The following is a 23,098-nucleotide window of genomic DNA, read 5'->3' as shown; positions in this document are numbered from 1 at the left end:
CCGACCCTCTCGTGATTGCCTGGCGGCACCGAGCGTCCGGAACGCGCTTGTCGGAACGCCGCTCTCCGAGGTCAACGATTCCGATGGCAGGACGTTCCAAAGGAAAGGCCGGCGAAGCGCGCCGCGCCGGGCGACACGCCGTCGGCGGGTTCGACACGCGAAGCAATAGCCCGGCCGCCGCGGCACTGAGGCCCCCCAGCGGCGACGCGAGAGGGGCCTGACCGATCGAGATGCCGCCGCGCCAAGCCCCTTAGTAAATGTTCGCCGTGGGCAAGCCTAGTGCTGTCGCGCCTGCATATTCTGCTTGTGGGCCGGCCTGGAGCGGGTGGTAGCGCGCGCCCTGTATGTCGCGGAACCGGCGCTCCAGCCCGTTCTCGCGATAGAAGCCCGCTCCGCCTGCCAATTCCATCGCGAGCTCGACGGCCTTGATCGCGTTTTCCGCCACCAGACTACGCCCGATCATGACCTCATTCACGGTGTCGGCCGACGGCGCGTTGCGCTCGACGATATCGAGCATCCAGCCATGGGCAAGCTGGGCGGCGCGCAGCGCCGTGTCCATGCGGCCAGCCAGTGCGAGCGTGTGCTGCGTCGGCCGCTTGTTCTTCGCCAGTCCGATGGCGATGTCGCGGGCACTCTCGGCGACGCCGAGATAGGCCGCATAGACCAGCGGAAAAGCGATCGTAGCGATCACCTGGAACAGCGGATGCCACTCGCCTGCCTTGCGCGACACCGCCACGCCGGCGTCCGGCACGAACAGGCTTTCGATCAGCACGTCGTTGGAGCCGGTACCGCGCATGCCGAGCGTGCGCCAGGTGTCGAGCACCGTCACTTCGGGCGCCTTCATCGAAACCGGGAAATGGATCACGGCGTCGGGCTCCCCCTCGTTGTGGACGACCGCGGTGGTCATCAGCACATCGCCCGCTTCGGCGCCCGAGGTGAAGACCTTGCGGGCCGTGATGCGATAGCCGCCCTCGACCTTCGCCGCCCGGCCCGAGCCGCCGATCCAGTCGGACCCGCCGCTGGACAGGAGGATGATGCGGTCGTTGGCTATGCGCTTCAGCAGCGGCTCGACGGCGGCAACCTTCTGATGACGCCAGCGCCAGGCAGGGATTGCCACCTGATGGGTGTGCATGGAAAAGGCGAGCGCGGTCGAGCCGCAGTGATGCGCGAGTTCGCGCAGCATCGCAGCCAGTTCACGCACCTCCGCGCCGCCGCCACCGAGTTCGGACGGAACACCCGCTTCAACCAGGCCGGCCTGCTTCAACGCTTGGTAGTTGTCGGTCACGAAGCGATCGTTTGCGTCCGTGTCGGCCGCGCGTTCGGCGAATTTGGCGCCCATAGCCCGCGCGATCGTCACGAGTTCGTCGCGGCATTGCCCTTGGGCTTCGACTTTCAGGGGATTGATCATGTTTCGGCTCCTCCCGGACGGTTCCTTCGAGAGGTCAGACTCCCGCACCTGCGGTCGGGATTCCAGTTCACGAACTGTACCGGGCAGCGCGCCCGGCCAATCGCATTCACACCGTACAAGTCCTTGGCATACTGCGCGCGCGCCGGTAATCTATAGTGATGTGGCAGATGTCGGAGGAGGCGGGCATGGAAGATCGCGGAGGATACGGACAGTTTTGCCCTGTATCCATGACAGCCGAAATCTTGTGCACGCGATGGACAGCGCTCGTTATACGCGAACTTCTCTGCGGCAGCACCAGGTTCAACGAACTTCGCCGCGGCGTGCCGCGCATGTCACCGGCGCTGCTTTCCAAGAGATTGAAAGAACTCGAGAAAATGGGCGTGATCGTCACCGCCCCGCGCGAGTCCGGTGCGATCGAGTATCATCTCTCGCCGGCCGGCGAAGACTTGCGCTCGATCATCCTCGGCATGGGCTTCTGGGGCCAGCGCTGGGTGGAATCGCAGCTTTCGCTGAAGAACCTCGATCCGTCGCTGCTGATGTGGGACATCCGCCGAAACCTCAATCCCGAGCCGCTTCTACCCGGCCGCTGCACGATTCAGTTTCAATACCCCGAACTTCCCGAGCCGCAGCGCAACTGGTGGATGGTGATCGAAAAGGGCAAGGTCGACCTCTGTGGCTTCGATCCCGGCTACGAGATCAACCTGCTTGTCCGCAGTTCGCTCCGGACGATGACGGCGATCTGGATGGGTTTTGCGCCGATTCTGCACGAGCTGGCCGCGGGGCGCCTTGAGCTCGATGGCGAGCGGCCGATCGCCAATGCCATCCAGAAATGGCTTACCCTCAGTACCTTTGCGGCCGAGCCGCGGCGCGCTTCTTGATGACGGCGTCAGGCAATCGTTCGCTTCGACGTTGACGCGGTGGCGGTCCGGTCACGGCGCGACCGTCTCCTTGCCCTCGGCAATCGAGCGCCGACTTCGCAGCATATCGCGCCACGGCGCGCGATCGGTAGCGATGGCGAGCCGTGCGGGAGCCGGATGAGAACCATGTCGACGCCATAGTCCTCCAGCACTGGCCTCAATGACCCTCCGCAGCGTCCGCTCACCTCACCTCTTGCGCGCCACGATGTAAGGACGGTTGTCGTTGCCCTTGGTCGCGTGGTTCTCGGTGGCGATGATGTCGAAGCCGGCCGCCGATATCTGCTGGCTCAGCTCCGCCGCGCGAAAGACGCCGGCATAGGGGGCCTGGCCGATCGCGCGCATCGCGGGCAACGCAAGCCGGATGAGCGGGTTCATCTCGCCGACGCAGGGTGTCTTGGAGATGAACAGGCCTTCCGCTGCCAGCAAGGCGTGGATGTGGCGCAGCGTGCCCGTGAGGTCGCGGACCAGATGCAGATAGCTGAATCCCAGAACCGCGTTGAACGGTGCCGCATCAGGTCTCAGCGCTTCGGCGGTCGCGGCGCGGAAGACGAGGGCCGGCACCGGGCCAGCGGCGTGTTTCTCATTGGCGATCGCGATCATGGCCGCGGAAATATCCGTCGCAAGATAGCTTTGAACATCGCCGGCGAGCCGGAGCGCCGTCGTTCCCGTTCCGCAGCCGAGTTCCAACACCCTGTCGCCTGGCCCCAACAGGCCGCGGGTGCGGTCCAGCGTGCGCTCATATCCGGCCTGATCGGCAATCGCAGCCTTGGCGTATTTGCCTGAAGTCCGGTCCCAGAAACGGGCGTCGCTCGTTGTGCTCACGGTGGGGGCACTCCTTTGCAATGCGGCTTAGGGATATGCGCAGAAGAAGAAAATTGTCGAAATTTGCAGCTACGATATACGTAAATGCATGAAGTCGATGGATTGGAACCATATTCGCGCATTTCACGCGACCGCCGCTGCCGGATCCCTGTCGGCTGCGGCCCGCCAGCTTGGTCTGACGCAACCCACACTGTCGCGACAGGTTCTGGCACTCGAGGCCGATCTGGGCGTGAGCTTGTTTGAACGGCTGGGCCGCAAGCTGGTACTGACGCAGACCGGCGCGGAGTTGCTCGATCATATCCGCATCATGGGTGACGCGGCGGATTCGGTCGCTCTGGCTGCCGGCGGTCGGGTCCAGGACATTGGCGGGCGGGTCTGCATCTCCGCCACCGACACCTTTGCCGCCCATATTCTTCCCGAGATCGTCGGGCGCATCAGAGCGGAAGCCCCGCAGATCACCATCGTGATCGTGGCCGCAAACGCGCTCAGCAACCTGCATCGGCGGGAAGCGGACATCGCGATCCGCCACGTGCGCCCCGACCGGTCCGGCCTGATCGGCCAGCATATCCGCGATACCGAAGCGTGCTTCTACGCGTCGGAAGACTGGGTTGCCCGGAACGGCCTGCCTGCAGGCCCGGCCGATCTGGCCAAAGCGGGCCTGATCGGCTTCGATGATACGGCGCGCCTTGCCGCCTGTCTGCGCGAGGTCGGCATACCCATAGAAGCCGCCGATTTCCGGCTGGTCTCGGATTCCGCTGTCGTGGTCTGGGAAATGGTCAAGCGCGGGATGGGCGTGGCGGCGATGCTGCGCGAGGTCGCCGAACGGACGCCGGGCGTGATCAAGCTCTTGCCGGAGATGACGCCAGTTCCCGTGCCGATCTGGCTCGTCACCCACCAGGAACTGCAGTCCAGTCCGCGCATCCGCATGGTCCAGACGATTCTGGCCGAGGAGCTGGCGCGGATGTAGCGAACCGGCGTGAGATCAAGGGAATGGCGGGGCGCGCCCGACGATGATGAGCACGATGTCTACGCCATGGCGCCATGATCTGAAGCCCGCTTCTCCTGCTGAAAATAGACGACCATCTTCAGGTGCCGGTACTCGTCCACGGTCAGCATCTCGTGCACGAAGCCGCGTCGAGTGCCGTCGGGATCAAGGATGGTGCCGATGCCCCGCGCATGGTTTTCCATGCTCGGCTGCTCGAACCAGCGACGGAAATCCGGGGACAGCTTCTTCATGTCATCGATCAGAGCAAGCATGGCCGGATCGTCGGGAGCGGCTGCGAGATCGCAGCGAAACTGCGCGAGCAACTTCGGTGCTTCATCGCCCCAGCGGGGAAGGCGCCGGCGGAACTCCGGATCGGCAAAAATCAAGCGGATGAGATTGCGCTCCGGTTGCTCGCGGTGTGTGAAGCCGAACAGATCATCGGCCGCTTCATTCCATGCAACGACATCCCAACGCAGGTTGGCGACATAAGCGGGCCGCCGAACGAGATCATCCAGCAAATTCTGGATGAGCGGGCCAACGGATGGCCATTGATAGGCTTCAGCTGGCGGAGGTCGCCGGTGCGCCAGCAGGAACAGATGGCTGCACTCGGCATCGTCCAGCTTCAATGCTTTCGCCACCCTGAGCAGAAAGCTTTCCGAGACCTGGATGTCGCGCCCCTGCTCGAACCATGTGAACCAGGTCAGGCCGACACCCGCGAGGGCGGCCACTTCCTCGCGCCGGAGACCCGGCGTGCGGCGGTGGCCGGTTGAGGGCAAGCCCGCATCGACCGGCGTCAGTTTTTTCCGGTGGCGCATCAGGAAGTCGGAGAGCTCGGTTCGCGTGCGCGCGAGTGTGCGGTCGGACAAGACTGTTGCCCTCGGTAACAGGATAATTTCCAACATTGTAACAGGATCACCCTGCCTCGAAAGTCCGCCCGCGACAAGGAGGCAGCATGACTTCTCAGGACCAACCCGATCTTCGACTGTCCAGGACGGCGGCTGACCTGGCCCCTTCGTCGGCTACGGCAGCCGGAGCCCGCGAATGGCTGGGGCTGGCGCTGCTGGCCTTGCCGACCGTCTTGCTCGGTCTGGATCTCACGCTGCTCCATCTGGCGCTTCCGGCGCTCGCCGCCGATCTGCAACCGACCAGTCTGCAAGCGCTCTGGATCATGGATGCCTATGGCTTCATGATCGCCGGCTTCCTCATCACCATGGGCACGCTCGGCGACCGTATCGGCCGGCGCAAGCTCCTGATACTGGGTGCGGCCGCCTTTGCCGTCGCCTCGGCGCTGGCGGCCTTCTCGACCAGCGCCGTCATGCTGATTGCGGCCCGGGCACTGCTCGGGATGGCCGGCGCAACCCTGATGCCATCGACGCTGGCGCTGATCACCAACATGTTCGCCGACCCACGGCAGCGCGCCCTTGGCTTTGGCATATGGGCGACCATGTTCGCGCTCGGCATGGCGCTGGGACCGGTTGTCGGCGGCGTGCTGCTGGAGCATTTCTGGTGGGGCGCAGCTTTTCTCATCGCCGTGCCGGTTGTCGGCCTGCTGCTTCTGCTGGCGCCTGTCCTGCTGCCGGAATATCGCGCAGCACAGGCCGGCAGGCTGGACCTTGCAAGCGTTGGCCTTTCGCTTGCCGCCATGCTGCCCGCGGTCTACGGCATCAAGCAGATCGCCAAGGACGGTTTTGGACTTCATCCCGTCGGTGCGATCGCGGTGGGGCTTTTCTTCGCCGCGGTGTTCGTGCGCCGGCAGCGGCGGCTCGCCGATCCGCTGCTCGACATGGCGTTGTTTGCCAACAGAGCCTTCAGCGTGGCGTTGATCGTGCTGCTCTTTGGCCTTGTCGCGGTTGGCGGCACAATGCTGCTGGTCACCCAATATCTGCAACTGGTAGCCGGTTATTCCCCGCTCGTCGCCGGTCTCTGGATGGGGCCGCCGGCACTTGCCATGGTCGCTGCCGGCGTCGCGGCGCCGCTCATTGCGCGGCGCGTAAGGCCGGGCTTTGTCGTGGCGGGAGCGCTGGGCCTGTCGGTGGTGGGTTATCTCATGCTGACCCAACTGGACAACAGCGCGTCCGGCGTGGTCATCGTCGTCGCCGGCTTCTCGCTGGCCTATCTCGGGCTCGGCACGATCGCTGCGCTGGGCACGGACCTCGTGGTCGGATCGGCCCCCGCCGACAAGGCAGGCTCGGCCTCGGCGATGTCCGAGACGGTGCAGGACCTCGGCATATCGCTCGGCATCGCCGTGCTCGGCAGCCTCGCGACCGCCATCTATCGCCGGACGATGCTCGGCCAGATACCTGAAAGTCTCGGTCATCAAGCGCGCGAGGCCGTTGGCGACAGCTTGTGGGCGGCGTCTTCGGTTGCGTCGGAACTGCCTCCCGGCCTTATCGAAGAGGCGCAGGCGGCGTTCACGGCAGGGTTCGGCAGTGCGGCCCTGTTCAGCGCCGTGGGCGTTGCCATCCTCGCGATCCTCGCGGCCGTTTCGCTGCGGCATATTGGTGTCGTTGGCGGGAGCGAGCCGCGCCAGTGACGGTCGCGCTTCGCCGTCTTTGAAATCAGCCGGCCGACGCTGTACTAGGCTTGTCTCATGAGCGTCCAAGAACCTGAAGCCCGCGCAACAGCTGTCTCGCCACTCGGTACGCTTTCGCTCCACGTCACTGGAGCGTCTGGCGTAACGATCGATGTCGCTCAGGCCCAAGTTCCCAAACTGCCCGAGGGCATGGCGGTTGACGGCGTGATGCTGATCTGTGTCCGCCTGGCCGTGCAAATCACCCGAGAGTCGCCCATGCGCATCAGAGCAACCGCAGATCAGGATGGTCATCCCGAAACCGGCGAGTGGCTGGAAAGCATGGCATTCGCAAACGGCGCCGGCCGCTTGCAGGTGGCCATGCGCGATGATGCGTGGCTGGCCGCCAGAGGCGTTGCCGCAGAGCCGGTGCAATACGAGCGGCAGGGCTTTAGCCAAGTGATCCATGAGGCTCCGGCCGGAACCGCGCTCTATGTCAGTGCCGCTTGGCGTATCGATTGCGCGACGGCCGCCGGCGACGTCTCCGCATGGTTTGCGGCCGATCTTGCCCTGCCCGCCTAGCCGGTCCGAACGGCCCGAAGCTATTGTCTTGGCCAAGTTGATCATCGCTACATCTGTGTCGCGCAGCTGGTTGAGCTGAAGCAACCGGAGTGGTGCCGGGCCCTCAGGGCCAAGCCGTGGCGCTGAGCGAGCGGCGTCAGGGTTTTGGCTCTTGCGTGCCGCGATCTTGCGCAATGGCCGTGAGCGTCCTGGCATTGAAACAATCGGCGAGCGTCAACAAAGGTTGACAACCGCGGTGTTGTCAATGATCGTTGACGCATGCTCGACCTGAAGGATCCTGAAGCCGGTCTCGCCGAAGTGGTCGCACTGCGCCGTCATGCCGATATTCTGGAGCGCCGGGCGGTCCGATGTGCACTCGAGCGCGGGTGGTCTTGGGCACGGATCGCACAGGCATTGGGCGTCTCGCGACAGGCGGCTCATAAGCGCCTGTCGGATATTGGCCACACAGACGGATAGGCGTCGTATGCTTGCCGCGATCAAGTCTCGTCTCGAGGCTGCCAAGACGCTCCGCCAGGTGCTTGAGGCCGCCGAGCGCTATGCTTTGGAAGACCAGCAGCGCGAGCCCGCTGCCGAACATTTCCTCCTCGCAGCGATCGACCTGCCGGACGGGACCGCACGTCACGTGTTTGCCGATGTGGGGGCCGACGCAGGCCACTTCCGTGAGGCGGTCGTGGCGCAACAGGTCGCGGCGCTCCGGTCGGCAGGATTGACCGGCACGGCAGCCGCCCCGGAACCGCTTCGGCGGCGCGACGGGCTTTATCGTGCCAGCGCATCAGGCATCGAGGTCATGAAGACGTTGGCCGCCCACCGATCCCGTCATCAGCCACTGAGGGGAGCGCATGTCGTGGCCGCGGTGGCGTCCTTGGACCATGGCGTCGCGGCGTGGGCGTTGCGATCGATGGGTATTGATCTCGCAGCCCTCAGAGAAGCGGCGAGCAGATACTAGATCGCGGACCGGCCGATTTTGGCGGACAACGATGGTCAAGGAAGCTGCCAAGCGGCGTCCACAATCATAAGCAATATGGAAACTGTCGCTTTTATCCCCGCATCTGGCCGGGTGTTCTGTCGCGCTCGCAGTAATGCTGCGTGCTCAACGCAAAAAGGCGATATAGCAGGCTCGCCACTGCAACTGGAGATGACGTTGAACACCGGAGAAGAACCGAAGTCTACAGGAGCCCCTGAGCCACCCCGGATTGAGCCCCGGCCTGTCTTGCGGAGTCGTACCATCTTAGCCCGCTTGCGTTACCGCGCGGGTGAAGCGGCTTTCCTCGGCATCATCGCGGCATTGGTCGGGTTCGCAGGATTTGCCGTATTTCAAAACATTCAACGGGCGGGATGGAGCGCGGACGCTGCGGGTTGGGCGCAAGCGGCTGGGTCAATAATTGCAGTTGCGGGCGCCGCTTGGTTAGCAAGAGGCGAAGTCAGGCGGGCGCGGCGCTGGCGCCGTGAACAGGGCGAGGAAGCGGCGTGGGGTGTTCGCTATGTGATAATGCAAGCCCAATATGAGGCCCAGATTGTTGCCGCAGAACTAACCCGGCCAAACGCTTCCCCCGACATGCTTTCGCTACGGTCCTGGCATCAACGCGTGGCGAACGCGTCGCTCGGGCTGCAGATGATGTTGTCGCGAGTGGATCACATTCATCCGGCGATCGTGCTTTCCACCTGCAATGCGAAAGTCTTGGTCGATGGATTAGCCTCCGATCTCACGCTGCTGGAGCAATGCATGGGCCGGGGAGAGGTCGCGACGAAGGGATTGCTAGATGACATTGTCTATGCCCACGTCAATTTGGCTACGCTACTCCAGCAATTTGATGAGCGATATCGCGGCATTCGTGAAGCCCTCGATCGTGGAGGTGACATGCTGCCTCTTGCTGAGTTCAAAGGGCGGTGAGACTTGCCGGCGATTGACCTGAGAGGCGCGTTTCAAAAAATGGCGGAGAGGGTGAGATTCGAACTCACGGTGGGCTTGCACCCACGGCGGTTTTCAAGACCGCTGCCTTAAACCACTCGGCCACCTCTCCGTGGCGCCTTCCTGCCTCAGGTCGCGCGTCGTGACAAGCCGGTGCCGGTCGAGGACCGGTTGGAAACATGCTTGGCCGCAGCCCGCCGCCCGGATGCAATGGGGCGCCGCGCCTGCCCGCTTCCCTAGAGTCAGATCGTTGGCGATCATGATGTGCGAGCCCAGATCGGCCATCGATCGCCGTCGGTTGCAGTGCAGCATGGATGCCGTTGGCCGCGAGCGCTTGAGCCCGCGAAAACTCCCCCGACGCAGTCCTTGCGCATGAGGCGCTTCGCGTGCAAGGCTCCCGGCGAATTCCTTCATCTCTGGCAAGGGTCTTGCCTGTCTCTCGCTCGAGGGGACGACAACCATGCCTGATTTACCTCAAAAAACCGCGGCGCCATGGCGCGTGGGCGTACTCTTCTCCCGCACCGGCTTCATGTCGGTGATCGAGGAGACCCAGCTTCAGGGCACCTTGCTGGCGATCGAAGAGATCAATGCGGCGGGCGGCGTCAACGGCCGCGAACTGGTGCCAGTCGTCTATGACCCCGGCTCGGAATCGGCCGCCTTCGGCCACTATGCCAAGCGGCTGATGATCGAGGACAATGTCACCACCATTTTCGGCTGCTACACCTCGTCGAGCCGCAAGGCGGTGCTGCCGGTGGTCGAGCGGCTCAACGGCCTGCTCTGGTATCCGACCCTCTATGAGGGTTTCGAGGCCTCGGCCAATGTCATCTATACCGGCGCGGCGCCGAACCAGAACAGCGTCGCCTTGTGCCGCTTCCTGATCGATACCTATGGCAGCCGGTTCTATTTCATCGGCTCGGACTACATCTATCCGCGCGAATCCAACCGGGTGATGCGCGAACTCCTGAAGCAGAGCGGCGGCTCGGTGGTCGGCGAGCAATACTTGAGCCTGCGCGCGCGCCGGCAGGATTTCCTGCCGATCATCCAGGACCTGCGCCGGACCCAGCCGGACGTGGTGTTCTCGACCGTGGTCGGCGAAGGCACGGTCTATCTCTACCAGGCCTATGTCGATGCCGGCCTCGACCCGCGGACCATGCCGATCGCCAGCCTGACCACAACGGAAGCGGAAATCCGTGCCATGGGTTTCGATGTCGGCGAGGGCCACATCACCGCGGCGCCCTATTTCCAGGGGGTCGGCGGCGAGGCCAATGCCTCTTTCGTGGCGCGTTACAAGAAGCGCTATGGCGACGACGAGCCGACCAACATGTGCGTCGAGGCCGCCTATTTCCAGCTCTATCTGTTCGCCAAGGCGCTCGGCCAGGCCAATACGCTCGATACCGACGTGCTGCGCTCCATGGTGCTGGGCACCAGTTTCGACGCGCCCCAGGGCCATGTGACGATCGATCCGTCATCGAGCCACACGGATCTGTGGACGCGCATCGGCAAGGTCAACCGGCGCGGCCAGTTCGACGTCATCAGGGAATCGCCGGCGCCGGTTCACGCCGACCCGTTCCTGATCGGTTATGGGCGCGCCGCGGCGCGTTGAGGAATGGGGATGCCATGAGCGAGGCTGCCTGGAAATCCGGCGACGACCGCGCGCCGGGCACGCGAAAATCCATCCTGCAGGAACTGGCGGGGCTCGATGTCGCTGTCGTCGCGCCGCGCGACGACCAGGGCAGTTTCCTGATGCGCGAGATGCAGCGGCTGCGCCTGCGCGCCCGTCAGGTCTGGCCCTTGCCGGAAAGCGTGCCCTGCGACGCCGACATCGTCTATTGCGAATATTCGCCCGACCTGGCGCGCCGGTTGCCCTGGATCCCCGGCGATGCGCGGGCGGCGCTGGTGGTCATCCTGCCGGCGGGCGAGCCGGTCGATGCCGACGCCTTGGCCCACGCCACGCCCGACGCGGTGCTGGCGCGGCCGTTCAACGCCAATTCGGTGGTCGCCAGCCTGGTGCTGGCGCGCAGCCAGTTCCGCTACGAGCAGCGCCTGCGCGCCAAGGTCGAGCGCCTGGACGAAAATCTTCGTTCCATGCGCACGGTGGAACGGGCCAAGGCGATCCTGATGGCAACCCGGCGCATGCCCGAGGACGAGGCCTATGGCTTCATTCGCCGGCAGGCGATGGACCGCCGGGTCTCGGCCAGCGCAGTTGCCTCAGCGATCGTTGACTCGTTTGAACTGCTTGGCTACGATCAACACCTGTAATCCCCAACAGAGGGGATCGGCGGCGACATAGCCGTCATTTAAACATCGGCAGCAAAGCCCTCCAAATGCTCGCGATTGCGCGCATCTGGGGGGCTTTTTGTTTTTTTCCAGGGGAGATCGACATGGCGATTACTCGACGCGTTCTGCTGAGGAGCGCGGCCGTCTTCGGGACGGCGACCGGTACGGGCTTTCCACATCTCTGGTTCAAGAATGCCGATCTCGCCATGGCGGCGAATGGCGAGATCAAGGTCGGCGTGCTGTTCTCGCTGACCGGCACCACCGCCATCATCGAGGAATCGCTGAACAAGGCGACCCTTCTCGCCATCGAGGAGATCAACGCCACCGGCGGCATCAACGGCATGAAGATCGTGCCCGTGGTCGAAGACCCGGCCTCCGATCCCGCGACCTTTTCGGAGAAGGCGCGCAAGCTGGTGGTCGGCGACAAATGCGTCAGCGTGTTCGGGTCCTATACCTCGGCCAGCCGCAAGGCGGTGCTGCCGATCTTCGAGCGGCAGAACAATCTCTACTGGTACCCGACCCTCTATGAAGGCCGCGAGTGCTCCAAGAACGTCATCTATACGGGTGCCGTGCCGAACCAGCAGCAGGACGAGTTCGTGCCCTGGCTGATCAAGCGGTTCGGCCCGAAATTTTACCTGATCGGCTCGAACTACATCTATCCCAAGGAAGAGAACAACTACTGCCGGAAGCTCTTGGAGCGGCACGGCGGCGAGGTGGTCGCCGAGGAATATGTGCCGCTCGGCCATTCCGAATTCGCCTCGGTGATCAACAAGTTCAAGTCGACCCAGCCGAACGTCATCTTCTCGACCGTGGTCGGCGACAGCGTGGTGGCGCTGCATCGCCAGTATCGCGCCGCCGGCCTCGATCCCGCCAAGATGCCGATGGCCAGCCTGACCACCTCGGAGAACGAGGTGGCGGCCATGGGCGGCGAAGCTGCGGCCGGCCATTTCACCTCGGCGCCCTATTTCATGGTGCACAAGTCGCCGGAGAACGAAAAATTCGTGGCCGCCTACAAGAAGCGCTGGGGCGACGACAAGGTCACCCATTTCGTCTCCGAGCCGTCCTATTTCCAGGTCTATCTGTTCCGTCAGGCGGTGCAGAAGCTGGCCCAGAGGGACATTACGCCGCCGAACATTCGTGACGCGGTCAAGGGTGCGGAAATGATCGCGCCGCAAGGCAAGGTGCGCATCGCGCCGGAGAACCTGCACACCTCGCTCTGGCCGAAGATCGCCCAGGCCAAGTCGAACGGCCAGTTCGAAGTGCTGGTGGATGCCGCCCAATGGGTGCCGCCGGTGCCCTATGCCGCCTATCCCGGCCAGGTCTGCACCGAACGGGGCCTGACCCAGATCTGACCGCCGGTCTCACCTGACCGATCGTGCCTGAACCGGCGGAACAGCGTTCCGCCGGAACGGCGGAGCCTTGTCCCGCGGCGCCGGAGCCTTGCGCATGGATCAATTCATTCAGCAGATCATCACGGGCCTGAGCATCGGTTCGATCCTGCTTCTCGTCGCCCTGGGGTTGTCGATCATCTACGGCTCGATGGGCATCATCAATCTCGCCCATGGCGAGTTCGTCATGCTGGGCGCCTATGCCGCCTGGATGTTCCAGCAGCGTTTCGGGCTCGGGCTGATCGAAAGCCTGGCGCCGATCTTCCTGGTGGTCGCGGTCTTCGGCTTCGTCATCGAACGGGGCGTGCTGAGCTTTCTCAACAACCGCCCACTCGACACCATCCTCGCCACCTGGGGCATTGGCGTCATCCTGCAGCAGGCGGTGCGGCTCACCGCCGGCGGCGAGCTGCGCTACGTGCAGATGCCGGAGAGCCTGTCCGGCAGCGCCGAGATCTTCGGCACCTCGGTCTCGCTCTACCGGGTGTTTCTGCTGGTCGCGGCGCTCGCCCTGTTCGGGCTGACCTGGCTCCTGATCCAGCGCACCGCGACGGGCATGAAACTCCGGGCGATCATCCAGGATCGCGCCATGGCCTCGGCCTTCGGCGTCAATGCCCGGCGCGTCCACGGCCTCACCTTCGCTTATGGCGCGGGGCTTGCGGGCCTCGCCGGCGCGCTGGTCTCACCGTTGAAGAGCGTCTCGCCCGAGATGGGCACCGGCTATGTCGTCGATGCCTTCATGGTGGTGGTGCTCGGCGGCGTGCAGAGCCTGGTCGGCACCGTGTTCAGCGCCTTCATCCTGGGCGAGCTCTCCAGCGTCATCGCCTTCCTGCAGAACGACACCGTCGCCAAGACACTGGTGCTGGTCGCCATCGTCGTCCTCATCCGCTTCCGCCCCGAGGGTCTGTTCACGACCCGCCTGCGCACCTGAGAGAACCGACCGACCATGGCCTTCATGCAATCGACCACCCGTGCCCCGGGGCTTGGCCGGCAGATCGTTCCGATCGGCATCGTCTGCCTCATCGTCTTCCTGATGCCGCTCGTGCTCGACAATGATTTCCTGCTCGCCAAGCTCGCCCGCTATCTCGTCCTCGGCATGCTCGCCATGTCGCTGTCGCTGTCCTGGGGTTTCGCCGGCATCCTCAATCTCGGCCAGGCGATGAGCTTCGGCCTCGGCTCCTACGCGCTCGCCATGGCGCTGAAGCTCAAGACGGTGCCGGTGCATACCGGCGCCGAAGGCCTGCCGGACTTCATGGTCTGGAACAATGTCACCCGGCTGCCCTGGTTCTGGGTGCCGTTCGAATGGATGGGCGTGGCGCTGCTGGCCGGCGTGCTGGTGCCGGCGGCGCTCGCCGCCGGGCTCGGCTGGTTCATGTTCCGCGGCCGGGTCACCGGCGTCTATGTCGCCATCATCACGCTCGCCACCATGGTCGTGGTCAACCTCTTGATCATCGACCAGCAGGCCTGTACCGGCGGTTTCAACGGCATTACCGATCTCGCCCAGCTCCAGCTGTTCGGCATCACCTTCGACGCCTATGGCCGCTCGACCTATTATCTCGTCGCCGTCTGCCTGACCGCGAGCCTCTTGCTGGCGCTGGCCTTCACCCGCACCAAGGCCGGCCTGGTGATCCAGGCGGTGCGCGATCACGAAGCCCGCGTGCGCTATTTCGGCTATGACGTGGCGGCCTATAAGATCGTCGCCTTCGCCTTGTCGGCGGCGATCGCCGGCCTCGCCGGCATGCTCTACACGATCATCATGGAATTCGCCTCGCCGACCTTTCTCGGCGTGCCGCTGAGCCTGTCGGTCGTGGTCTGGTGCGCGGTTGGCGGCCGGCAGAGCCTGGTCGGAGCCTTTCTCGGCGCCGTGCTGGTCGCCGGCATGCAAGGCGTCCTGTCGGAATCCGCGACTTTCCTGGAGACCTGGACGCTCGTCATGGGCGTGCTGTTCGTGCTGGTCGTGCTGTTCCTGCCCAAGGGCCTGGCCGGGCTCGCCGAGGCGATCGGCGCGCGGCTCGACTGGCGCAGGCGCAGCCAAGCGCGGCCGGGCGCCACGCTCGCCTCCCGCGAACCGACGGAGGCAGGGCTGTGACCGGCTATCTCGAGCTGCGCGACGTGGCGGTCAGCTTCCAGGGCTTTCGCGCCATCGACGGCCTCAACCTGTCGATCCGCAAAGGCGAGCTGCGCTGCCTGATCGGCCCGAATGGCGCCGGCAAGACCACCGCGCTCGATCTCATCTGCGGCAAGATCAAGCCGACGGCCGGCGCGATCGTGCTCGGCGCGGTGGCGCTGCATGCGCTGGAGGAACACCAGATCGCGCGCGCCGGGGTCGGCCGCAAGTTCCAGGTGCCGAGCGTCTTCCATGAACTGAGCGTGCGCGAAAACCTCGAAGTCGCACGCGCCCGGCCGCCCGGCGTCTGGCGCAACCTGCTGCGCGGCAGCCGTGGCGGCGACACCGACGGGCTGGAGATCCTGGCCGACCTGCTCGGCCTGCGCGACGAGCTCGGCAAGCCGGCCGGCCACCTCTCCCATGGCCAGACCCAATGGCTCGAGATCGGCATGCTGATCGCCCAGGACGCCGAGCTGATCCTGATGGACGAGCCGACCGCCGGCATGACCGCGCAGGAAACCCGCAAGACCGCCGAGCTGTTCAACCGCCTGAAGGGCAAGCACACGCTGGTCGTGGTCGAGCACGACATGGGTTTCGTCAGGGCCATCGGCGGCACGATCTCGGTCATGCATCAGGGCCGGCTCTTGGCCGAAGGCAGCGCCGCCGAGATCGAGGCCGATACCGAGGTCCGCCGCGCCTATCTCGGCTCCGGAGGGATCAGCGATGCTTGAACTCACCAATGTCGATGCCTTCTACGGCAACAGCCGCGCCCTGCAGGGCGTCAACGTCCGGGTCGGCGCCGGCGAGTTCCTGTCGGTCCTCGGCCGCAACGGCGTCGGCAAGACCACGATGATGCGCGCCATTCTCGGCCTGATGGACCGGGTCACCGGCGAGCTCAGGCTCGACGGCCGCGACCTCGCGGGATTGCCGACCCATCTGCGGGCCAAGGCCGGCATCGCCTATGTGCCGCAGGGACGCGGCATCCTGCCCCGCTTCACCGTCCGCGAGAACCTGACGCTCGGCACCTTCGCCGCCCCGGCCGACAAGGCGGTGCTGGACGAGGAGGTGTTCGAGCTGTTCCCGGTGCTGAGGGATTTCCTCGGCCGCAACGGCGGCAATCTCTCCGGCGGCCAGCAGCAGCAGCTGGCGATCGCCCGCGCGCTGCAGGCCCGGCCGCGGATCATCCTGCTGGATGAACCGACCGAGGGCATCCAACCCAACATCGTCGAACAGATCGAGGAGGTGATCACCCGGCTCAACCGCGAGCGCGGCATCGCCGTCGTGCTGGTCGAGCAGAACGTCCGGTTCGCCCGGCGCGCGTCCACCCGCTTCGCCCTTCTGGAGAAGGGACGCGTCGTCGCCGAAGGCTCCGTCAGCGCGCTGACGGACGATCTCGTCCACCGCCACATGGCCGTCTAGGCACCCGCCCAGCGGTCGCGTGGCCATTCCAGGGAAATGACAGGGAGTTCAGGATATGTTGCACGGAGACATTTCCAGCAGCAAAGACACGGTCGGCGTCGCGGTCGTCAACTACAAGATGCCGCGCCTCCACAGCCGGGCGGAGGTTCTCGACAACGCCCGCAACATTGCCAGGATGCTGGAAGGCATGAAGGTCGGCCTGCCCGGCATGGACCTTGTCATCTTCCCGGAATATTCGACCCACGGGATCATGTACGACCCCAAGGAAATGTACGAGACGGCCTCCTCCATTCCCGGCGAGGAGACCGCGATCTTCGCCGACGCCTGCCGGCGGGCCAAGGTCTGGGGCGTGTTCTCGCTGACCGGCGAGCGCCATGAGGAACACCCGCACAAGGCGCCCTACAACACCCTGATCCTGATGAACGACAAGGGCGAGATCGTTCAGAAATACCGCAAGATCATGCCCTGGGTGCCGATCGAGGGCTGGTATCCGGGCGACTGCACCTATGTCTCGGATGGCCCGAAGGGCTTGAAGATCAGCCTGATCATCTGCGACGACGGCAATTATCCGGAGATCTGGCGTGATTGCGCCATGCGCGGCGCCGAGCTGATCATCCGCTGCCAGGGCTATATGTATCCGGCCAAGGAACAGCAGATCCTGATCTCGAAATCGATGGCCTGGGCCAACAACACCTATGTGGCTGTGGCCAATGCCGCCGGTTTCGACGGCGTCTATTCCTATTTCGGCCATTCCTCGATCATCGGCTTCGACGGCCGCACGCTCGGCGAATGCGGCACCGAGGAAAACGGCATCCAATATGCCCAGCTCTCGGTGTCGCTGATCCGCGACGCGCGGCGCAACATGCAGTCGCAGAACCACCTCTTCAAGCTGGTCCACCGCGGCTATACCGGCCTGATCAATTCCGGCGACGACACCCGCGGCCACGCGGTCTGTCCCTATAATTTCTACCGGAACTGGATCACCGATCCCGAAGGCACGCGCGAGATGGTCGAGGCGATGACCCGGCCGACGGTCGGCACCGAGGAATGCCCGATCGAGGGCATCCCCAACCAGAAGACCGCGCACCGCTGACATCAGCCGATCCGCCGGGACCGCCCCTCGCGGGCGGTCCCGGCCCCCTGCCCGTTTTCAGCCCCTGCCGGAGCCATGCCTTGCCAGAGCCGTCGCTCGACGACTTCCGCATCACCGACGAGCCGTTCTACCAGGCTGTCGGCACCGAAATCGCCCTGTTCCGGGCGGCCCATGACGCCCGCATGCCGGTGATGCTCAAGGGGCCGACCGGCTGCGGCAAGACCCGTTTCATCGAGCACATGGCCTGGCGCCTGAAGCGGCCGCTGGTGACGGTCGCCTGCCACGAGGACATGACCGCTTCCGACCTGGTCGGCCGCTGGCTGCTCGATCCCGACGGCACCGTCTGGCACGACGGCCCGCTGACGCTGGCGGTCCGGCAAGGCGCCATCTGCTATCTCGACGAGATCGTCGAGGCGCGCCAGGACACCACCGTCGTCATCCATCCGCTGACCGATGACCGGCGCATCCTGCCGCTGGAAAAACGCGGCATGCTGATCCGCGCCCATCCGGACTTCCAGCTCGTCATTTCCTACAACCCGGGCTACCAGAGCGCGGTCAAGGATCTCAAGGAATCGACCAAACAGCGTTTCGTGGCGCTCGATTTCGATTATCCCGAGGCGCCGGTCGAAGCCGCCATCGTCGCCCGTGAGGCCCGCGTCGCGCCCGATCTCGCCACGCTCCTGGTCGCCATCGCCGAGCGCAGCCGCCGGCTGAAAGGCCAGGGCCTGGACGAGGGAGCCTCGACCCGCATGCTGATCAGCGCGGCGCGGCTGATGGCGGGCGGCGTGGCGCTCGCCGGCGCCTGCGAGGCGGCGCTGGTCGTGCCGCTGACCGATGACGTGGAGATCCGCCGGGCCTTGCGCGACACCATCGCGGCCTGCACGCCATGACGCTGCTCGACGCCAGGGTCCAGGGCCGGGTCGCGCCATCGATAGCCGGCTATGAGACTTTGGGCGCGAGCTATGAACGCGCGGCCGAGGCGCTCGCCATCAACGACATGGCGGATCTCCGGTCCTGGCAAATGGCGGTGCAGCGTCTCGCCGACGCCAATCTGGGCGGCGCAACTCTCACCGCCTTCCTGGCACTCTCCGAGGCCTGGCCGGCCGACCGGTCGCCGGCAGCACTCGCGGCAATTGGCCAATCGGCCGCCACGATCGGCCGCCACGCCGGCAGCGCCGCGGCGCGAAGCGTCATCGCCGCCTTGCCGGTGGCCTGGCGCCACCTGCCGGAAGCGAGCGACCGGTCGGCCGTGCTCGCCAGCCTGGAAAGCCTGGCCGAGCTTGCCCCCGATTGCCTGGCCCTGGTGACCGGCAGGCTCGGCGCGCTGCTGGATGGCGCCGGGCCGCAAGGCTTCGACGCCTGGATCTCGGGCGGCTTGAGGGCCTGCGGCCATGATCGCCGCCAGCGCCGCGCCTATTTCGCGCTCGATTCGGCCCTGTCGCGACGGCTCTTCGGCCTCGGCCAGGACGCCGACCTCGCCCGGCTCGACCGCCGCCTGGCAGCCGGGCTCACGGCGCTCTTTGATGTGCGGGCACCGATCCGGCCGATCAAGGCGGTCGAGGACCTGCCGGTGCCGCGCCGCGCCTCGTTTGCCGGCGGGCTGCCGCGTCTGCCGGAGGCCTATCCGGGCCTGTCGGGCGCGACGACCGATGCGGTGTACCTGGCAGCGGTTGCCCATCTCGGCGCCCATCTCAGGCATTCGCGCGCGCGTTTTGCCGTCGCCGCGCTGAAGCCGGTGCAGATCGCCCTGGTCTCGCTGGTCGAGGATGCCAGGGTCGAGGCCCTGGCGCTCGCCGAAATGCCGGGCCTCGCGCGGCTGTGGCGGCCGTTCCACCACGCGCCATTAAAAGGTGAAACCGCTTCGGCGCTGCTCCAGCGGCTGGCCCGTGGGCTGTTCGACCCGACGCTGGCCGATGACCACGGCCTGGTGGCGAAGGGGCGCGCCATGTTCGCCGCGGCGCGCGGCCGGCTCGGCGACCCCGCCATCAGCCGGGAGATCGGATCGCTGCTCGGCAATGACCTCGGCCAGATGCGGGTGCAGTTCAATCCGCGCACCCATGTCGTCGAGCCGGTCTATCGCGACGACATGATGGGACTGTGGGATTTCGGCGACGAGGCCGAGGCGGTGATGGACGATCTCGCGCTCGCCGTCGACGCGGCCCGGCCGCGCCGGCAGGACGAGGAGACCGGCCGCAACCGCGACCAGCCGGCTGAAACCGACGACCGCCAGCGCGCCCGCCCGGCGGCCGCGGCGGCGGTCGAGGATGGCGTTCCGGTGGCGCACTATCCGGAATGGGACCATGCGCTCGGCCGCAGGCGGCCGGACTGGGTGACCGTGCTCGAATGCCCGGCGCCGATCACGCCGCCGGCGGCGTCCGGCGGGAGCGATCCGGCGGTCGCGGCGCGCGTCGCGGCGCTGGCGCGCGGCGCGGCGATCGGCCGGCGCCTGTGCCGGCGCGGCCTGCGTGAGGGCGACGGGCTCGACCTCGAGGCCTGTATCGCCGCGGCGGTGGCGCGCCGTGCCGGCCTGCCGCCGGAGGAACGGGTGTTTCACCGGGTGATGGCCGGGCCGCGCGATCTCGCCGTCGTGCTGCTGCTCGACCTGTCGGAATCAACCGCCGATCCGGGCCCCGACGGACGCTCGCTGCTTCAGGTCGAATGTGACGCGGCGGCCATCCTCGCCGAAGCGATCGAGGCGGCGGGCGATGCCATCGCGCTGCACGGTTTCCGCTCCGACGGCCGCGACAAGGTTCGCGCCTACAGGCTGAAGGATTTCGACGAGCCGATGGACGTGGTCATCGGCGCCCGCCTTGCCGGCCTCGCCAGCGGCCAGTCGACCCGGCTCGGCGCCGCCATCCGCCATGCCGGCACGCTGCTGGCGCCGCGCCGGGCGTTCCGGCGCGTGCTGGTGGTGCTGACCGACGGCGAGCCCGCCGACATCGACGTGCCGGATCCCGCCTACCTCGTCGAGGACGCCCGGGACGCGGTCCAGGGCCTGCGCCGCACGGGCATCGACGTCTTCGCCTTCGGCATCGGCCACGGCCCGTTCCGGGCGCTCGGCCGCATCGTCGGCGAGCGCCGGGCGTTGCGGGTGCCCGGCGTCGCGGCGCTGCCGGCGCGGGTGATGCAGCTCTATGTCGATCTCAAGAAATGAGACGACCAACAGGCAGCCAAAGAAGGGGAATTGGTCATGACAAACGGGAGCTTCCGCCATGAACAGCACTAGTCCGAAACAGGCGGGAATCGAGGCGGTCGAACGCCAGGTCGATCACATCCTGGGTGAAGAATACGAACATGAGCCGGTGCCGATGACGGCCCGGCGCAGCCTGTTCTCGGTGACCATGGTGTGGATCGGCTTTCCGATGATCATCACCGGCGCCATGACCGGCTCGCTCCTGGTCATCGGCATGGGTTTCAGCCGGGCGCTCTGGGCCATGGTGATCGGCAATCTCATCATGTTCGCCTATGTCGCGGCGCTCGGGCTGCTCGGCACGCGGCGCGGCACCAATTTCGCGCTGCTCGCCAGCATCGTCTTCGGCCGCAAGGGTTATGTCTTCGCCTCCGGCCTCTTGTCGACGCTGCTGCTCGGCTGGTACGCCGTGCAGACCGGCATTACCGGGGCGCTGGTCAGCAACGCCTATGGGCTGAATTACGTGCTGATGACCGTTGTCGCCGGAGTGCTCTATGTCGGCATCACCTTTGTCGGCGTGCGCGGCCTGCATTGGGTCGGCCTCGTCTCGGTGCCGCTGTTCGTCATCCTCGGCGTCTGGGTGGCGCTCGACGCGGTCGCGCAGACCAGCTGGAGCGCGGTGTTCGCTTATGGCGGCAAGGCCGGCGCCAGCATGTCGATGGGCGTCGGACTGACCGTCGTCATCGCGCTGTTCATCGATGCCGGCACGGTCTCGGCCGACTTCAATCGCTGGGCCAAGGACAGCCGAAGCTCGCTCATCGCGACCTTCAGCGCCTTTCCCTTCGCCAATCTGCTGGCCATGCTGGTCGGCGGCGTGACCACCGCGGCGCTCGCCGTGCCCAACGCCAATCCGTTCGGCGCCGACAACATGTTCGGCTACATGAACGGCAAGCAACTGGCCTGGCTGAGCCTGCTCGCCTTCATCTTTCTCTACATCAATCTCGGCTCGGTCTGCGCCCACTGCCTCTACAACGCGGCCACCGGCTGGTCGCGCATCCTGAACAGCCACATGCGGCTCGCCGCCGTGCTGCTCGGGGCGATCGGCATCGCGGTCGCCGCCGGCAATGTCTGGGCCTTCTTCATCGAATGGCTGTCGCTGCTCGGCATCCTTGTGCCACCGATCGGCGCGATCATCCTGGTCGATCAATATGTCTTCCGGCCGCGCTCGGAGATCGCCGAGGACTGGCGGCCGACCGCCTTCATCGCCTGGGCGGCCGGTTCGGCGGTCGCCGTCCTGGTCGAGACATCGGCGCCGCAATGGTCGACGGCGATCTCGGCCATGCTGGTCGCCGGCCTCGTCTATGCCGCCTTGTGCCTGCTCGCCGGCGAACGGCGCACCGCGCCGGCCAACTGACATGACCGGGCGCGGCAGGGCCTGCCGCGCCCATCACCTGAGCATCGGAGGAGATCGACCATGAGCGATTATCAGACCTATGACCTCGGCGACGTCCGGCTGCAGCGCGGCGCGACGCTGCGCGCCTGCAAGCTCGCCTACAAGACCTTCGGAACGCTGAACCCGGCCAAGGACAATGCCATCGTCTACCCGACCTGGTATTCCGGCCAGCACTACGACAATGAGTGGCTGGTCGGTCCGGGCAAGGCGCTCGATCCCGCGCGCTATTTCATCATCATTCCGAACATGCTGGGCAACGGCCTGTCGTCGTCGCCGAGCAACACGCCCGAGCCCTATGACGGGCCGCGCTTTCCCCAGGTGACGGCCTGCGACAATGTCCGGGCCCAGCACCGGCTGGTGACCGAAAAATTCGGTATCAGGACCTTGCCGCTGGTCACCGGCTGGTCAATGGGCGCGCTGCAGACCTTCCACTGGGGCGCGCTCTATCCCGATATGGTCCAGCGCATCGCGCCGTTCTGCGGCTCGGCCAAATGTTCGCGGCACAATGTCGTCTTCCTCGAAGGCGTCAAGGCGGCGCTGACCGCCGACGCCGCCTGGAACGAGGGCTGGTACGGTTCGGCCAAACCGGCGCGGGGCCTGCGCGCCATGGCGCGGGTCTATGCCGGCTGGGGCTTTTCCCAGGCCTTCTACCGCGAAGAGCTCGACCTCAAGACGCTCGGCTATTCTTCGCTCGAGGATTTCCTCGTGTCCTTCTGGGAAGGGTTTTTCCTGCCGAAGGACGCCAACAACCTGCTCGCCATGTTGTGGACCTGGCAGAATGGCGACATCAGCGACAACGAGCTCTACCGGGGCGACCTGAAAAAGGCGCTCGGCGCCATCACGGCCAAGGCCTATGTCATGCCGGGCGCGACCGACCTCTATTTCCCGCCCGAGGACAGCCAGTTCGAGGTTGCCCATATGCCCAACGCGACCTTCGTGCCGATCCCGTCGATCTGGGGCCATTTCGCCGGCGGGCCCGGCACCAGCCCCAAGGACGTCGACTTCGTCGATCAGAAGCTGCGGGACTTGCTGGCGCGCTGACGCCGGCCTGTTCCAAACTCGGCCGGCGTGCCCGAGGGCACGCCGGTTTCAGCCCTATGCC

At 65.8% G+C, this 23,098-nt stretch carries 22 protein-coding genes and 1 tRNA gene; 19 read left to right on the top strand and 4 right to left on the bottom strand.

The genetic code is table 11. The annotated features are described in order from the left end of the window. Nucleotides 1-250: 250 nt before the first annotated feature. Complete coding sequence (locus tag E8M01_RS30875) at nucleotides 251-1,408, bottom strand: acyl-CoA dehydrogenase family protein (protein WP_136963665.1); 1,158 nt, start codon at nucleotides 1,406-1,408, stop codon at nucleotides 251-253. 185 nt (nucleotides 1,409-1,593) lie between these two features. Here E8M01_RS30875 and E8M01_RS30870 point away from each other — a divergent pair, with 185 nt between their 5' ends. Then, nucleotides 1,594-2,286, top strand: a complete 693-nt coding sequence (locus E8M01_RS30870; RefSeq protein WP_136963664.1) for a winged helix-turn-helix transcriptional regulator — start codon at nucleotides 1,594-1,596, stop codon at nucleotides 2,284-2,286. Between the two features lie 225 nt (nucleotides 2,287-2,511). Here the strand turns inward: E8M01_RS30870 and E8M01_RS30865 are convergent, their stop codons facing one another. Continuing rightward, a complete protein-coding gene (locus E8M01_RS30865) occupies nucleotides 2,512-3,147 on the bottom strand; it encodes a class I SAM-dependent methyltransferase (RefSeq protein ID WP_136963663.1) in 636 nt (211 codons plus the stop codon). Nucleotides 3,148-3,235: 88 nt separating this feature from the next. Here E8M01_RS30865 and E8M01_RS30860 point away from each other — a divergent pair, with 88 nt between their 5' ends. Beyond that, nucleotides 3,236-4,114: a LysR family transcriptional regulator gene (locus E8M01_RS30860; protein WP_136963662.1), complete on the top strand. Its 879-nt coding sequence runs from the start codon at nucleotides 3,236-3,238 to the stop codon at nucleotides 4,112-4,114. A 59-nt stretch (nucleotides 4,115-4,173) separates the two neighbouring features. On the opposite strand, the gene E8M01_RS30855 is transcribed toward E8M01_RS30860, so the two are convergent. Further along, a complete protein-coding gene (locus E8M01_RS30855; protein ID WP_136963661.1) occupies nucleotides 4,174-4,998 on the bottom strand; it encodes a helix-turn-helix transcriptional regulator in 825 nt (274 codons plus the stop codon). 86 nt (nucleotides 4,999-5,084) lie between these two features. Here E8M01_RS30855 and E8M01_RS30850 point away from each other — a divergent pair, with 86 nt between their 5' ends. The 5 genes from E8M01_RS30850 (at nucleotide 5,085) to E8M01_RS30830 (ending at nucleotide 9,114) form a co-directional block, all read left to right on the top strand. Beyond that, nucleotides 5,085-6,665, top strand: a complete 1,581-nt coding sequence (locus E8M01_RS30850; protein ID WP_136963660.1) for an MFS transporter — start codon at nucleotides 5,085-5,087, stop codon at nucleotides 6,663-6,665. Between the two features lie 57 nt (nucleotides 6,666-6,722). Further along, complete coding sequence (locus E8M01_RS30845; protein ID WP_136963659.1) at nucleotides 6,723-7,223, top strand: hypothetical protein; 501 nt, start codon at nucleotides 6,723-6,725, stop codon at nucleotides 7,221-7,223. Nucleotides 7,224-7,481: 258 nt separating this feature from the next. Then, on the top strand, nucleotides 7,482-7,679 hold the full coding sequence (locus E8M01_RS35910; RefSeq protein WP_136963658.1) for a helix-turn-helix domain-containing protein: 198 nt from the start codon (nucleotides 7,482-7,484) through the stop codon (nucleotides 7,677-7,679). Nucleotides 7,680-7,686: 7 nt separating this feature from the next. After that, nucleotides 7,687-8,169 (top strand): Clp protease N-terminal domain-containing protein, encoded by a 483-nt coding sequence (locus tag E8M01_RS30835; RefSeq protein WP_136963657.1) that lies wholly within the window; start codon nucleotides 7,687-7,689, stop codon nucleotides 8,167-8,169. A 291-nt stretch (nucleotides 8,170-8,460) separates the two neighbouring features. Further along, a complete protein-coding gene (locus tag E8M01_RS30830; RefSeq protein ID WP_136963656.1) occupies nucleotides 8,461-9,114 on the top strand; it encodes a hypothetical protein in 654 nt (217 codons plus the stop codon). A gap of 40 nt (nucleotides 9,115-9,154) precedes the next feature. On the opposite strand, the gene E8M01_RS30825 is transcribed toward E8M01_RS30830, so the two are convergent. Continuing rightward, nucleotides 9,155-9,244: transfer RNA gene (locus E8M01_RS30825), tRNA-Ser, on the bottom strand. A gap of 387 nt (nucleotides 9,245-9,631) precedes the next feature. Here E8M01_RS30825 and E8M01_RS30820 point away from each other — a divergent pair. The 12 genes from E8M01_RS30820 to E8M01_RS30765 all read left to right on the top strand — a co-directional run bounded on the left by E8M01_RS30820 (nucleotide 9,632) and on the right by E8M01_RS30765 (nucleotide 23,037). Next, nucleotides 9,632-10,735 (top strand): transporter substrate-binding domain-containing protein, encoded by a 1,104-nt coding sequence (locus E8M01_RS30820; protein ID WP_342778645.1) that lies wholly within the window; start codon nucleotides 9,632-9,634, stop codon nucleotides 10,733-10,735. A gap of 14 nt (nucleotides 10,736-10,749) precedes the next feature. Then, nucleotides 10,750-11,391 carry an ANTAR domain-containing response regulator gene (locus E8M01_RS30815; RefSeq protein WP_136963654.1) on the top strand — a complete coding sequence of 214 codons (642 nt, stop codon included), beginning with the start codon at nucleotides 10,750-10,752 and terminating at the stop codon, nucleotides 11,389-11,391. A gap of 122 nt (nucleotides 11,392-11,513) precedes the next feature. Continuing rightward, nucleotides 11,514-12,761 (top strand): transporter substrate-binding domain-containing protein, encoded by a 1,248-nt coding sequence (locus E8M01_RS30810; RefSeq protein WP_136963653.1) that lies wholly within the window; start codon nucleotides 11,514-11,516, stop codon nucleotides 12,759-12,761. Between the two features lie 94 nt (nucleotides 12,762-12,855). Then, nucleotides 12,856-13,725, top strand: a complete 870-nt coding sequence (gene urtB / locus E8M01_RS30805; RefSeq protein ID WP_136963652.1) for an urea ABC transporter permease subunit UrtB — start codon at nucleotides 12,856-12,858, stop codon at nucleotides 13,723-13,725. Between the two features lie 15 nt (nucleotides 13,726-13,740). Beyond that, a complete protein-coding gene (gene urtC, locus E8M01_RS30800; protein WP_136963651.1) occupies nucleotides 13,741-14,883 on the top strand; it encodes an urea ABC transporter permease subunit UrtC in 1,143 nt (380 codons plus the stop codon). Next, complete coding sequence (gene urtD, locus E8M01_RS30795) at nucleotides 14,880-15,632, top strand: urea ABC transporter ATP-binding protein UrtD (RefSeq protein ID WP_136963650.1); 753 nt, start codon at nucleotides 14,880-14,882, stop codon at nucleotides 15,630-15,632. Before urtC ends, urtD begins: the two co-directional genes overlap by 4 nt. Next, entirely contained in the window at nucleotides 15,625-16,320 is a 696-nt protein-coding gene (gene urtE, locus E8M01_RS30790) for an urea ABC transporter ATP-binding subunit UrtE (protein WP_136963649.1), read from the top strand. Before urtD ends, urtE begins: the two co-directional genes overlap by 8 nt. A gap of 55 nt (nucleotides 16,321-16,375) precedes the next feature. After that, entirely contained in the window at nucleotides 16,376-17,413 is a 1,038-nt protein-coding gene (locus E8M01_RS30785) for an aliphatic amidase (RefSeq protein WP_136963648.1), read from the top strand. 80 nt (nucleotides 17,414-17,493) lie between these two features. Continuing rightward, nucleotides 17,494-18,303, top strand: a complete 810-nt coding sequence (locus E8M01_RS30780) for a CbbQ/NirQ/NorQ/GpvN family protein (protein ID WP_246088492.1) — start codon at nucleotides 17,494-17,496, stop codon at nucleotides 18,301-18,303. Then, nucleotides 18,300-20,567 carry a nitric oxide reductase activation protein NorD gene (locus E8M01_RS30775; RefSeq protein ID WP_136963646.1) on the top strand — a complete coding sequence of 756 codons (2,268 nt, stop codon included), beginning with the start codon at nucleotides 18,300-18,302 and terminating at the stop codon, nucleotides 20,565-20,567. The genes E8M01_RS30780 and E8M01_RS30775 overlap by 4 nt, the downstream gene beginning before the upstream one ends. Before the next feature lie 58 nt (nucleotides 20,568-20,625). Next, nucleotides 20,626-21,957, top strand: a complete 1,332-nt coding sequence (locus E8M01_RS30770) for a purine-cytosine permease family protein (protein WP_136963645.1) — start codon at nucleotides 20,626-20,628, stop codon at nucleotides 21,955-21,957. 60 nt (nucleotides 21,958-22,017) lie between these two features. After that, nucleotides 22,018-23,037 (top strand): alpha/beta fold hydrolase, encoded by a 1,020-nt coding sequence (locus tag E8M01_RS30765; RefSeq protein ID WP_136963644.1) that lies wholly within the window; start codon nucleotides 22,018-22,020, stop codon nucleotides 23,035-23,037. The last annotated feature ends 61 nt before the right edge of the window (nucleotides 23,038-23,098 follow it).

Source organism: Phreatobacter stygius (assembly GCF_005144885.1).
GTDB lineage: Bacteria > Pseudomonadota > Alphaproteobacteria > Rhizobiales > Phreatobacteraceae > Phreatobacter > Phreatobacter stygius.
Note: the sequence above shows the minus strand (reverse complement) of the source record. Positions and strands in the feature narration are given on the sequence as shown.

Excerpts from the sequence above, each read along its gene's own strand:
- E8M01_RS30875 (WP_136963665.1), bottom strand. The coding sequence starts at position 1,408 with ATGATCAATCCCCTGAAAGTCGAAGCCCAAGGGCAATGCCGCGACGAA.
- E8M01_RS30870 (WP_136963664.1), top strand. The coding sequence starts at position 1,594 with ATGGAAGATCGCGGAGGATACGGACAGTTTTGCCCTGTATCCATGACA.
- E8M01_RS30860 (WP_136963662.1), top strand. The coding sequence starts at position 3,236 with ATGAAGTCGATGGATTGGAACCATATTCGCGCATTTCACGCGACCGCC.
- E8M01_RS30850 (WP_136963660.1), top strand. The coding sequence starts at position 5,085 with ATGACTTCTCAGGACCAACCCGATCTTCGACTGTCCAGGACGGCGGCT.
- E8M01_RS30845 (WP_136963659.1), top strand. The coding sequence starts at position 6,723 with ATGAGCGTCCAAGAACCTGAAGCCCGCGCAACAGCTGTCTCGCCACTC.
- E8M01_RS35910 (WP_136963658.1), top strand. The coding sequence starts at position 7,482 with ATGCTCGACCTGAAGGATCCTGAAGCCGGTCTCGCCGAAGTGGTCGCA.
- E8M01_RS30835 (WP_136963657.1), top strand. The coding sequence starts at position 7,687 with ATGCTTGCCGCGATCAAGTCTCGTCTCGAGGCTGCCAAGACGCTCCGC.
- E8M01_RS30815 (WP_136963654.1), top strand. The coding sequence starts at position 10,750 with ATGAGCGAGGCTGCCTGGAAATCCGGCGACGACCGCGCGCCGGGCACG.
- E8M01_RS30810 (WP_136963653.1), top strand. The coding sequence starts at position 11,514 with ATGGCGATTACTCGACGCGTTCTGCTGAGGAGCGCGGCCGTCTTCGGG.
- urtB (WP_136963652.1), top strand. The coding sequence starts at position 12,856 with ATGGATCAATTCATTCAGCAGATCATCACGGGCCTGAGCATCGGTTCG.
- urtC (WP_136963651.1), top strand. The coding sequence starts at position 13,741 with ATGGCCTTCATGCAATCGACCACCCGTGCCCCGGGGCTTGGCCGGCAG.
- urtE (WP_136963649.1), top strand. The coding sequence starts at position 15,625 with ATGCTTGAACTCACCAATGTCGATGCCTTCTACGGCAACAGCCGCGCC.
- E8M01_RS30785 (WP_136963648.1), top strand. The coding sequence starts at position 16,376 with ATGTTGCACGGAGACATTTCCAGCAGCAAAGACACGGTCGGCGTCGCG.
- E8M01_RS30775 (WP_136963646.1), top strand. The coding sequence starts at position 18,300 with ATGACGCTGCTCGACGCCAGGGTCCAGGGCCGGGTCGCGCCATCGATA.
- E8M01_RS30770 (WP_136963645.1), top strand. The coding sequence starts at position 20,626 with ATGAACAGCACTAGTCCGAAACAGGCGGGAATCGAGGCGGTCGAACGC.
- E8M01_RS30765 (WP_136963644.1), top strand. The coding sequence starts at position 22,018 with ATGAGCGATTATCAGACCTATGACCTCGGCGACGTCCGGCTGCAGCGC.